We start from the raw sequence: 12,374 nt of genomic DNA on the forward strand, positions 1-12,374 counted from the left end.
AACTTTGGTAAATCCGTATTTTTGCAAAACTAAAATAAATTAGATTTTTAATGGATACAACTTCTTTTGCACTTAGGCATATTGGCCCAAATTCTGATGAACAAAAAGCCATGCTAAACTCAATTGGTGTCACTAATATTGAACAATTAGTTTCTGAAACCATACCAGCTGGCATTCGTTTAGAAAAAGATTTAGACTTAGATGATGCAATGAGTGAGCAAGAATATTTGACTCATATTTACAAATTATCGCAACTCAATAAAGTCTATAAATCTTATATAGGTTTGGGATATCATCCCACTAATTTACCTGCAGTTATTCAGCGTAATATTTTAGAAAATCCAGGTTGGTATACAGCATATACACCTTATCAGGCAGAAATCGCACAAGGTCGTTTAGAGGCCTTATTAAATTTCCAAACTATGGTTATAGATTTAACAGGTATGGAAATAGCGAATGCTTCACTTTTAGATGAAAGCACTGCTGCTGCTGAAGCTATGGGATTGTTATTTGCAGTTAGAGACCGTAGTCAAAAGAAAGCTAATATCAATAAATTTTTTGTTTCAGATTTAGTTTTACCACAAACCATTGATTTACTGCAAACCAGAGCAAACCCGATAGGAATTGAATTGGTTATTGGTAATGAAGCGCAATACAATCTGTCAGATGAATACTTTGGTGCCTTGTTGCAATATCCAGGAAAAAACGGCCAGATTACCGACATTAAATCTTTTATTGAAAAAGCCAATGCCGAAAATATTAAAGTTGCAGTTGCTGCTGATATTTTAAGCTTAGTAAAACTTGAAGCACCAGGTCATTTTGGAGCAGATGTAGTTGTTGGTACAACACAACGATTTGGAATTCCTATGGGTTATGGTGGACCACATGCCGCCTATTTTGCAACAAAAGAGGCTTACAAACGTGATGTACCAGGACGCATAATTGGTGTAACCAAAGATGCTAATGATAATAGAGCATTGCGTATGGCATTGCAAACGCGTGAGCAACATATTAAACGTGATAAAGCAACATCTAATATTTGTACTGCACAAGTACTTTTAGCTGTTATGGCTGGTATGTATGCTGTTTACCACGGACCTAAAGGTTTAGAATTTATTGCTGATAAAGTAAAAAATTCAACATCTACTCTAGCAAATGCTTTAGAGAATTTAGGTTTAGAGCAAACTAATTCGCATTATTTTGATACACTTCAAATAAAAGCCGATGCGGTCAAAGTAAAATACGAAGCTGAGAAGAAGGAAGTTAATTTTCATTATCCAGATACAAATGCAGTAACAATTTCAATAAATGAGACGACTACAATTTCAGACTTAAATGAAATTATTTCAATTTTTGAACGTGTTACAGGAAATTCCACAAATAGAATTAAATCCATATCAGCTCAAGAAACTATTCCAAATCATCTAAAACGTCAATCTGACTTTTTAAGTTTTGATGTTTTTAATTCGTACCATTCTGAAACGGAATTAATGCGCTACATTAAGCGTTTAGAGCGTAAAGATTTAGCCTTGAACCATTCTATGATTTCATTGGGTTCTTGCACAATGAAATTGAATGCAGCCTCAGAAATGCTACCATTAAGTTGGAGTAACTGGGGCAACATGCACCCTTTTGTCCCAGAAGACCAACCAATAGGTTATAAATTAATGCTTAATGCTTTGGAAAATCAATTAACAGAAATAACTGGCTTTGCAGCAACTTCTTTACAACCAAATTCCGGAGCTCAAGGAGAATTTGCAGGCCTTATGGTAATTAAAGCATATCATGAATCTCGTGGAGATCATCACAGAACTATCTGTTTAATACCTTCTTCGGCTCATGGAACAAATCCTGCAAGTGCAGTGATGGCTGGTATGAAAGTCGTAGTAACCAAAGCATCTGAAAATGGAAATATAGATGTTGATGATTTAAGAGAAAAAGCAGAATTACACAAAGATAACCTTGCAGCTTTAATGGTTACTTACCCTTCAACACATGGAGTATATGAATCTGCAATTAAAGAAATTACACAGATTATTCACGACAATGGTGGACAAGTTTACATGGATGGAGCTAACATGAATGCACAAGTTGGCTTAACAAATCCTGGAAATATTGGTGCAGATGTATGTCACTTAAACTTGCATAAAACCTTTGCAATTCCACATGGAGGTGGTGGTCCAGGCGTTGGACCAATATGTGTAGCAGAACAATTAGTTCCTTTTTTACCAGGAAATCCAATCATAAAAACTGGAGGTCATCAAGCCATTTCAGCTATTTCAGCAGCGCCATTCGGGTCTTCTCTAGCATGCATTATTTCTTACGGTTATATTAAAATGTTAGGCGCAAAAGGTTTAAAACAAGCAACAGAAGTAGCTATACTTAATGCTAATTATATTAAAGAACGTTTAGAAGGTTTTTACCCAACTTTATATTCTGGTGAAAATGGAAGAGCTGCACACGAAATGATTATAGATTGTCGCGATTTTAAAGCTAATGGTATTGAAGTTACAGATATCGCCAAACGTTTAATGGATTATGGTTTTCATGCTCCAACAGTTTCATTTCCTGTTGCAGGAACTATGATGATAGAGCCGACTGAAAGTGAAAGTAAAGCTGAAATGGATCGTTTTTGCGATGCCATGATTTCCATAAGAAAAGAAATCGATGCCGTTTCTAAAGACGATGAGAACAATACATTAAAAAATGCACCACACACGCTTGATATGCTAACCTCTGATGAATGGTTATTGCCATATAGTAGAGAAGCTGCAGCTTTTCCTTTGGACTTTGTTAGAGATAATAAATTTTGGCCAAGCGTGAGGCGTGTTGATGATGCCTATGGAGACCGAAATTTAATATGTAGTTGTGCACCAATTGAGGATTATGTAGATGCATAATCCATTAAACAATACCTTAAAAAAGCACTCAAAATGAGTGCTTTTTTTTGTATTTTAGAATATGAATGCTACTTTTTTACGAATTCAGTAAAAATGATGTGTTCAAAACAAGAAAGTGATAAATATTCTTTATTATTCAGTAGTTTCGCAATAATGAAATTGACATAAAGTAACTATGAGCATTAGAATAACAGGAACGGGAAGTTATATACCAAGCATTATAGAAAAGAATGAGAATTTTTATAATCATGAGTTTTTAAACGCTGATGGATCTTCAATAAATAGCACAAACGAAGTTATTGTCGAAAAATTTAAGGCAATAACTGGCATACAAGAACGACGCTACATTAAGAATGAATTACTAAATTCTGATATTGCATTTTATGCTTCTCAAAAAGCAATTGAAGATGCAAAAATTGATAAAGAAAGTATTGATTATATCATTGTCGCTCATAATTATGGCGATGTAAAACACAATACTGAACAAAGTGATACTGTACCCAGTATTGCCTCTCGCGTTAAACACTTATTAAAAATTGAAAACCCAAAATGTGTTGGTTATGATTTACTATTTGGTTGTCCTGGTTGGATTGAAGGAGTCATCCAAGCCAAAGCTTTTATTGACTCTGGTATAGCAAAACGCTGTTTAGTAGTAGGTACCGAAACTTTATCTCGAGTTATTGATAAACACGATAGAGATTCTATGATTTATAGTGATGGTGCAGGCGCTGTGATTATTGAAGAAAGCAATGAAAAAGGTGGAATTATTGCCCATGAAACAGCAACATATACTTTAGACGAAGCGCATTTTATCTATTTTGGAGAAACAAATCATCCTGAAATTACAGATCAACGCAGATATATTAAAATGTATGGTCGCAAAATCTATGAATTTGCATTAACCAATGTTCCTATATCACTAAAATCTTGTTTAGATAAAAGCGGTGTTTCAATAAACGATGTCAAGAAAATATTGATTCATCAGGCTAATGAAAAAATGGACGAAGCTATTGTAAAACGTTTTTATAAGCTCCATGGAATGCAAATGCCAGAAGGTGTAATGCCGATGACAATAAACACCTTAGGAAACTCTAGTGTAGCAACTGTACCGACCTTATATGATATGATTTTAAAAGGACAACTTGATAACCAGGAGATAAACAAAGGTGATATCATTATTTTTGCAAGTGTTGGTGCTGGTATGAATATTAACGCCATTGTTTATCAGCATTAATTTAAAAGTTTACCGCTTTAGCGGCAAGTAAGTATGTACGAAAAAACTTTTCCAAATAAGCGATTTAAGCACACACTTCATTTTTTAAAAAAACATATTCATACCTCAGAATCAATATTAGATTTAGGTGTTTCAAACCCATTTTCAGATATTATGATTTCTGAAGGTTATACCGTTACAAACACAACAGGCGAAGATTTAGATGAAGACCGCTCTACAATAGAAAATTCTTCAGCTGAAGTAGTTACTGCTTTTGAAATTTTTGAGCATTTATTATCACCTTATGAGGTTTTGAAGTCTATCAAGGCAGAGAAATTAGTTCTCAGCATCCCTCTTAAACTCTGGTTTTCTCCAGCTTACCGAAGTAAAACAGATAAGTGGGACAGACACTACCACGAATTTGAAGATTGGCAACTCGATTGGTTGCTCGAAAAAACAGGATGGACCATAAAGGATAGACAAAAATGGACTAATCCAGTTAAAAAAATTGGTATTAGACCTTTACTAAGACAGTTTACTCCTAGATATTATATTGTTTATGCAGAAAGAGTTTAACTTTGAAAAAATAGCTTTTCAATTTTGAATATTTATATTGTCATTCCTGCACACAACGAAGAAGTTTATATTAATAAAACTTTGAAATCTTTGGCTGAGCAATCTCTACTTCCAAAGAAAGTTGTTGTAGTTAATGATAACTCTAGTGATAACACACAATCTATTGCTGAGAATTATGCTTCAAAATATCCTTGGATTTCTGTTATAAATTCTAAATCTTCTGATGCGCATTTACCAGGCTCTAAAATTGTAGATGCTTTCAATAAAGGTTTAGAATCTCTAGACACCAATTATGATATCATATGTAAGTTTGATGCAGATCTTATTTTCCCTAATAACTATTTAGAAGTAATTGCTAATCATTTCGAAACAAATAAAAAACTTGGTATGGCTTCAGGGTTTTGCTTTATAGAAAAAGATAATCAATGGGTTTTAGAAAATCTAACCAATAAAGACCATATTAGAGGAGCTCTAAAAGCTTACAGAAAAGAATGTTTTAATCAAATAGGAAAACTAAAACCTTCCATGGGTTGGGATACAGTTGATGAACTTTTGGCAAAGTACCATGGTTGGGAAATTTTAACTGACGAATCACTCAAAGTAAAACATTTAAAACCAACAGGACAAACCTATAACAAAGCATCAAAATATCTTCAAGGAGAGGCTATGTACAAAATGCGTTATGGCTTTTGGATTACTTTAATTTCGGCTTTAAAACTCGCTTATAAAAAGGGAAGTTTTAGATTACTAAAAGATTATACGAGTGGTTATTTTAGAGCTAAGTCTAATAAAGTTGAATATCTAGTTTCTACTGATGAAGGAAAGTTTATAAGACAATTTCGTTGGAAAGGAATTAGAAACAAACTATCATAAAACAAGTATTAAACTAATCTAAATCATCTAGTAATAATACAGCTTTATCTTTATGAGATAATGATTTAGAAACAATTTCTTTCAATGTGCTTTTTGCCTCCTGTATTCTATCCCTTTTAATGAAAAGTAATGCTTTATACCAATAACCTTTCTCTGCATCTAACAAATCACTATTTATTAATGTATTAAATGTATGCTCAGCTTCATCATATTTTCCAAGCTCTGTTTGAGCTATACCTTTATATATTGCTAGATTAGCCTCATTGTTAGACAAATTATCTATAGACTGAAAAACAGAAAGAGATTCTTCATATTTTTTATTCTCAAATAATTCTTGAGCTCTTGCTAAATCGCTGGTATCATTTCCTCTTGTAACAAATGAAGGTAAATCATTTAAAGCTATGTAATCATTATATAAATCTTGATTAGAGGTGTTTTCATTAACAAACAACTGAAAGCCTAAAAATATGACAATTGAAGCTGCCGCTAAATAATAGAATAAACGTTTTGAGGTTGCACCTTCCTTAGAATTAAACTCAGAACTGGTCTTAGCTAAAGTTTTTTTTAAATTTTGTAAATCTTCTTCTCTTAAAAGTTTTGCGTAGTCATTAACCTCAGCATTCTTACTTTCAGAAAAACTCCAACTATTTTCATTTAGTGAATTGAACAGCTGTTCCTCTAGCTTAAATTTCTCACTAAAATCAGTATCAGAATCAAGGCGATCTAAGAATGATTTTTCTTCATCTTTAGACAACAATCCTTTTAGGTATCTTTCTATTAAAATATCGTCTTCCATTCTATAATTCGGTCAGGTTTTTAAATCGCTTATCTTTTTTAACATACTCTTTTAGGCTATTTTTACATTTAAAAACGCGCTGCCTGACCACAGTCTCAGAATTATAATTAAATTTTTTCATTATTTCTGCATAAGGTGTCTTGGCAAAAAATAATTTTAATATTTGTTTACAATTCTCGGAAATTAATTCTAGACTCTCAGTAAATAATTCCCATCGTTTTTGTTCTAAAACTGCTAGTGCTATATCTTCATTATCATCTTTAGGTTCTAAATAGTCATTATTTGTTACCCTGACTTTGTTTTTATTCAATTCCCTACGCCACAAATTTTTACAGACGGTAAATAAATACGCTTCAAAACTAGTATTGATAACAAATTTTTCCTTTTTATAACGCACTGCCAATTGCATTAGCGCTTTCTGAAAAATATCTTCAGCATCTTGTTGCTGACCTTTATTCTTTATTACAAATGCTCTTACCTTGAAGAAATTAGATTTATATATATTAATAATCACCTTAGAGTCATTATTTATTAGAGCTTCTAAAAAGAAAGAATTATCTGTCACTCGTCGATTTTAATCTTATAAACAAAAATAAACTTTTATATTTATTGGGTAACAAATTCCTTTTTCGCGAACTATGTTATATAACTCAAAAATTAATTACGATGAAAAAATTTATTTATTTATGCTTATTGGCCTTGTTAGCAATAAGTTTTGGATGCGAGAGAGAAAGTATTGATTCACAAGAACAAGATTTAAATTCTAAGAGTAAATACGACTCAAATGTAGATATCCAAAAAAGAGGTAATCGAGATCTTCCAATGAATGAGATAATTGGTGATACTTTGACAGTATTTATTGACTATAATGACGGTGTTGCATGGTTAGAGGATTATGATAACACATCTCTTGGGGGACCAGTGAACTTTGATCCTATTGAGAACTTTATCTCAAATTATAGAGCTGACATGTCAGCAAATTTTACGATTTATTCGATCCAAGCCTCAACAGTTTCTAATTGTGGATATGTTGATAAGTGGCTAGTTAATGTTCATGAGTATAGAGCCCTTTTTGCAACACCTTTTGTAACAACATTCAATACGACCACTAATGCTACTAAACATAGGCCAAAGCCTGAAAATCACCCTGATCAAGATAATGAAGGTGAGATACCTAACACGATAGACTTGACTGTAGCTTTTCCTTATGATCTTTGTTTTTAATATAGAGATTTATTAAAGACATGTTGTAAGACATAGCCCTGGTTGCTAAATATTTACAAACACCTCCTAATAATTTAAATTAATTAGCAGGTGTTTTCTACATCTTTAGAATTATTATTTTACCACAAAAAAAAACGTCATTAATTAATGAAATTAATTAATCCATATCTTAAAATAATATTATCATTTTTAGTTTTAATAACTTTTAATCAATCAAAAGCTCAAGAACTCGTTAAAGATTTATTAGCTATTACGAAGGATTCAACTTTTTCTTTTCAAGAAAAAAATATAAAAACTAATGAATGGTTTAAATATAGTTTAGATAACAAAAGCCCAGATTCAGTATTCTATGCCGCTTACGAAGTTATTAAGATATTATATAGACAAAAAAATAAAGATGGAGCCATTATTTTAAGCACAAGAAGTATAAACCTAATGGATTCTTTGGATTACCCTAAAAATTCTTTTTACAGAAAAAACTGTTATAGTCTTGGTGTAATGAAAAAAAGTAATGGTGAAAATCCTATTGAATATTTTAATAAAGTATTAGAACTGGGCAATAAAGATAAATTTGCTTACAATGCGAGCAAATCTATTGCTAGAATATACTATGATCAATTAGAGTTTTATTTAGCCGCAGAGCATTATGAAAATACAATTAATATCGGAAAACTATTAAAAAATGTAGATTACGTTACAGAAAACTCACTATATGCAGGTAATTGTTATAAAACTATTAAAACACCAAAAAGTTTAAATAGAGGTATTAAAATAATAACTGATGCTATATTATTTGAAAAAGAAAATTATACAAAAGACACCTATTATGAGGGCTATATAGCGGGCTTAAACACTTTATATCAAAATTTAGGTAATTTATATTTGGATAGAGCGGACTATGATCTTATTAGAGCAAAGGAGAGTTACGATCTATCCTTGAAGTATGCACTAATTTTTAATGACTCTCTAAGGCTTGGTGAAATTTACCACGATATAGGCATATATTATCTCTTAAAAAATCATAGCCCAAAAGCGTTAGAGTATTTTGATAAGTCGATGAGCTACGGACCTGATACTCATTTGAAAACCTACATTCAAAAGAGTAAAAGTCGCTATTATTTGGGTATTAAAGCATATGAAAAATCTAAAATAGAAATTCAGAAAGCGATTAATACTCAAATAAGCTCAGTAAGCAATAATTATTCTGTAATTACACCTATTGCGGAATTTAGCAACGCTCAAAATAAGTTTGAGCTTATGGACCTACTCATTAACAAGGCTGTAATCTTTTCTGGTGAAGCTCAACATTTAAATGATAAACGGCTATTTAAAAAAGCATTACAGATTCTAGAAAATGCAGATGTTTTTTTGGACGATCTTCGTCTAAACAGCTCAGAAAAAAAAGATAAATTATTTTGGAAATCTATTTTTTCAGAATTATATGCAAATGCTATTAATATTTGTTATGCTTTAGACGACAATGAAAAGGCCTTTTATTTTATAGAAAAAAACAAAGCGATTTTATTGAAAGAAGATTTAGAACGAAGATATAGAAGAAACAAAACAGATAGTCCCAATAATATTATCCAAATTCATGATAGCTTAACAAATAATATTGAAAAATATAGAAACAGTAATAATGATAGCCTAAAAAATCTTGAGCTTATTGCCAAGCAGCATTACAATCACTTTATAGACACTCTTGATAATAAATATAAACGTTTATTCAAAACAATAGAACCTACTAAAATAATAAATCTAGGTGCCTTTAAAAGTACCATACATAACCATGACCAGGTATATTTAAATTATATCGTGCAGAACGATTTTCTCGGTTTTAATACCGATAAAATTGGATTTGGTATGCTCATTACAAATTCTGAAACCAAACTTTTTAAACTAAAAAATGTTGATTCATTAAAAAAACATATCGAGCGTTTTAGTAAGCTTATGAGCAAACCACTAAATAGCATTGAGGAGAAAGAAAAATTAAATCAGCTCTCTTTTGATCTGTACAATAGCTTAATACCAGAAGTCATAAGGCCAAACATTAAGGATAAAACAATAACAATAGTTGCAGATAACTTTTTAAATAACATTCCTTTCGATGCCTTACAAACTTCAGAAAAAGATAATGATTTTCTGATATTTAAAAACGAAATTAATTATGCTTATTCATTGTCGCTTTTAGTAGACAACAAAGAAGAAAAAAAGCAAAAAAACAAAGATATTATTGCCTTTGCGCCAATAAGCTTTAATAAAGGTTTATCTGATCTTCCTTACTCTGAAACTGAAATTAATAATTTGAATAATCATCTTGGGCTAAAACCAGATATTTTCAAATATGACAAAGCTTCCAAAATAAATTTTAAGACGAAAATTGAAGATTACAAGCTTATACATGTTTCTACGCATGCCAGTTCTAGTGCTAGTGGATTACCACATATAGTATTTCATGATTCTATTATGGATTTGAACGAAATTTATAAAACAAACAATAATGCTGAATTGGTAGTACTTAATGCCTGCGAGACCTCTCTTGGTGAGCTTGCACGAGGTGAGGGAGTAATGAGCTTAGCTAGAGCTTTCTTTAATACCGGATCTGATGCTGTTACAAGTACGTTATGGTCTGTAAATGATAAATCTTCTGCAATAATCATAGAAGACTTCTATCTAAACCTCAAAAATGGTCAATCAAAATCTGAAGCACTACGACATGCAAAACTCAATTATTTAGAAACACATTCGCTCTCTGAAGCATCACCTTATTATTGGGCTTCATTTATTTTAATTGGTGATGTAGACCCCATAGAACTTAACAACAACTACTCCATATTATATTGGTCATTTGGATGTCTAGCTCTACTAATATTGCTAATTCTACTTTATAAAAAGAAAAAATGAATTCTTCTGGGTAACAAATTTCATTTTTAAGAACATTAAGTTAAACGATGTCTAACTCAATTCTTTAATTATGAAAAAAGTACTTACCCTTTTTATTTTATTAATGTCTTTAAATTTGTTATTCGCACAAGACAATTGTAATGATATAGTAATTTTTAAAGATCCACTAGGATTTCCAGGCTCCTATCAACTGCCTAATAATGCAAATTATATCAGTGGCTCAAGGGAAGCATTGAGTTCTGAAAAATGTAAAATTTTGTTCAGCAATTCTAATCCTGGATTTACTAGTAATCTGCCATCTAACACTAATGATCCTTTTATATCTTATCAAAACCACATCGGAAGCACCTATCTCAGATTAAATGATAAGAATCCAAACACCAAAGATGGAGATGATGTTATTGGTTTAAGAACTAAGTTTCAAAATATTAATAATAGTACTGTGCACATCACTGCATCTCTAGAAATGCAAAACTTACATATCAACGAACTGGTTTTTGCTTACAATCCTGAGTTAGCTCCTCATTTTCGAATAGTTATTACAGATGTACTTAATAATACAGTGTACACTACTAAATGTATTGAATCGAGTGATTTAAACATAGTAAACCCAAATGATTTAATCTATAAATCCTTAGGATTTGAAACCTTTAGTGTTGAAGTTCCTGAATCTGCTAATGGTAGAGATATATATGTTGATTTTATTGCTGCTGACTGTCAATTTACAAACGGTGAAGATTATGCAATGGCCTATATAGAAAGTGTATGCTTAGAGAATGATTCTCAAGACATCAACATACCTGATGATCCTTGTGAGGCACTTTCAGTAAATATTATAACGGATTTTCCTAACTGTAATATCTTTGAAGACAGCAATACCTTTGAAGTATGTGGTTCTTTCACTGCGCTAGATAGTACTGCATCACCAAATATTGTCTTAAATATTACAAATAACAGCAACCCTTTTGGTAGTTCAAGTATATCCATAACTCCAATATTTGACAATGTAGATGCCAATGGTTTAGGCTCAGGAACATTTTGTGTAACACTTAATGAAAATAGTTTTAATCCTGCTGATGATTATGAAATTAATGCATACATCTATATTCCTAGAGTACTAAATTGTACTCAATATTCGGAAACTTATAGCTTACCACTAGAGCCTTGCAATCCACCTGTTACTTGTGGTATATCAATTTATAGCGTTGTAGATTATAATTGGATTGGCCAAGGTAATGTTGCCTTTGTAGCGAATACACAACTCGTATCTGGATGGTCAATTACTAGTAGCAATTTCGAGGTAACATTTAACAATGGTACGGTTACGAACTATAATGGTTATTTAAATCCTGAAGGCACACCACAAATATTGATTAATGTAGATTGTAATAACGTAGTAAGAAAAGTAAAGGCTACAGTTTATTCATCTAATTCATCTGGCTTAAACTGCAGTGATACCATGACTCAAAAATTCTATGTTTGTGGCACAAGTGGTTTTTCAAAAAACAGTGATATAATAAAAATAGTTCCCAACCCAATAAAATCAGGTAGTAATATTAAGATTCAAGGATTAGAAGCTAATGATGTCGAAGAAATTGAAGTGATTGATATGTTTGGAAACATAAGATCAAATCAAAAACTTAAGTCTAACACTATTAGATTAGGTAATCTGCGTACAGGCATTTACTTTATTAAAATATCTACTAAACAGGGCATTATTCAGAAAAGAATAATTGTGAACTAATATTCTTTTTTTATCATAAACGATCTCAACTAAAATTATTAACCAATCTCGTATAATTAACTTTTTCAGCTTACGATAAAAAATTTTGCCCAAAGCTAAGACAGATATTTGGCTGTCTTTAAATGTCCAAAACAATTTTACAAC

At 31.5% G+C, this 12,374-nt stretch carries 9 protein-coding genes; 7 read left to right on the plus strand and 2 right to left on the minus strand.

The genetic code is table 11. From position 1 onward, the window contains the following. Window positions 1–50 precede the first annotated feature (50 nt). From gcvP to Q0822_RS16190, 4 genes are all read left to right on the plus strand, one after another. Complete coding sequence (gene gcvP, locus Q0822_RS16175; protein ID WP_299125648.1) at window positions 51–2,900, plus strand: aminomethyl-transferring glycine dehydrogenase; 2,850 nt, start codon at window positions 51–53, stop codon at window positions 2,898–2,900. 175 nt (window positions 2,901–3,075) lie between these two features. After that, window positions 3,076–4,134 carry a ketoacyl-ACP synthase III gene (locus Q0822_RS16180; RefSeq protein WP_299125651.1) on the plus strand — a complete coding sequence of 353 codons (1,059 nt, stop codon included), beginning with the start codon at window positions 3,076–3,078 and terminating at the stop codon, window positions 4,132–4,134. A gap of 33 nt (window positions 4,135–4,167) precedes the next feature. Further along, a complete protein-coding gene (locus Q0822_RS16185) occupies window positions 4,168–4,689 on the plus strand; it encodes a methyltransferase (RefSeq protein WP_299125653.1) in 522 nt (173 codons plus the stop codon). 24 nt (window positions 4,690–4,713) lie between these two features. Beyond that, complete coding sequence (locus Q0822_RS16190) at window positions 4,714–5,562, plus strand: glycosyltransferase family 2 protein (RefSeq protein WP_299125655.1); 849 nt, start codon at window positions 4,714–4,716, stop codon at window positions 5,560–5,562. Window positions 5,563–5,575: 13 nt separating this feature from the next. Here the strand turns inward: Q0822_RS16190 and Q0822_RS16195 are convergent, their stop codons facing one another. Together Q0822_RS16195 and Q0822_RS16200 are read right to left on the minus strand one after the other, a co-directional pair. Then, on the minus strand, window positions 5,576–6,358 hold the full coding sequence (locus tag Q0822_RS16195) for a hypothetical protein (RefSeq protein ID WP_299125657.1): 783 nt from the start codon (window positions 6,356–6,358) through the stop codon (window positions 5,576–5,578). A gap of 1 nt (window position 6,359) precedes the next feature. Then, the gene (locus tag Q0822_RS16200) at window positions 6,360–6,923 is read right to left on the minus strand and encodes a sigma-70 family RNA polymerase sigma factor (protein WP_299125659.1); all 564 of its coding nucleotides are present in this window, start codon (window positions 6,921–6,923) and stop codon (window positions 6,360–6,362) included. A gap of 134 nt (window positions 6,924–7,057) precedes the next feature. On the opposite strand from Q0822_RS16200, the gene Q0822_RS16205 reads away from it, so the two are divergent. From Q0822_RS16205 to Q0822_RS16215, 3 genes are all read left to right on the plus strand, one after another. Beyond that, the gene (locus tag Q0822_RS16205) at window positions 7,058–7,582 is read left to right on the plus strand and encodes a hypothetical protein (RefSeq protein ID WP_299125662.1); all 525 of its coding nucleotides are present in this window, start codon (window positions 7,058–7,060) and stop codon (window positions 7,580–7,582) included. 147 nt (window positions 7,583–7,729) lie between these two features. Next, window positions 7,730–10,486, plus strand: coding sequence for a CHAT domain-containing tetratricopeptide repeat protein (locus tag Q0822_RS16210; RefSeq protein ID WP_299125664.1), 2,757 nt, complete (start codon window positions 7,730–7,732; stop codon window positions 10,484–10,486). A gap of 70 nt (window positions 10,487–10,556) precedes the next feature. After that, window positions 10,557–12,230 (plus strand): T9SS type A sorting domain-containing protein, encoded by a 1,674-nt coding sequence (locus Q0822_RS16215; RefSeq protein WP_299125666.1) that lies wholly within the window; start codon window positions 10,557–10,559, stop codon window positions 12,228–12,230. Window positions 12,231–12,374 lie beyond the last annotated feature (144 nt).

Origin of the sequence: uncultured Winogradskyella sp., from assembly GCF_947496485.1 — a bacterium.
Classification (GTDB): Bacteria; Bacteroidota; Bacteroidia; order Flavobacteriales; family Flavobacteriaceae; genus Winogradskyella.

Coding starts and splice junctions, on each gene's coding strand:
- gcvP (WP_299125648.1), top strand. CDS start 51: ATGGATACAACTTCTTTTGCACTTAGGCATATTGGCCCAAATTCTGAT.
- Q0822_RS16180 (WP_299125651.1), top strand. CDS start 3,076: ATGAGCATTAGAATAACAGGAACGGGAAGTTATATACCAAGCATTATA.
- Q0822_RS16185 (WP_299125653.1), top strand. CDS start 4,168: ATGTACGAAAAAACTTTTCCAAATAAGCGATTTAAGCACACACTTCAT.
- Q0822_RS16195 (WP_299125657.1), bottom strand. CDS start 6,358: ATGGAAGACGATATTTTAATAGAAAGATACCTAAAAGGATTGTTGTCT.
- Q0822_RS16210 (WP_299125664.1), top strand. CDS start 7,730: ATGAAATTAATTAATCCATATCTTAAAATAATATTATCATTTTTAGTT.
- Q0822_RS16215 (WP_299125666.1), top strand. CDS start 10,557: ATGAAAAAAGTACTTACCCTTTTTATTTTATTAATGTCTTTAAATTTG.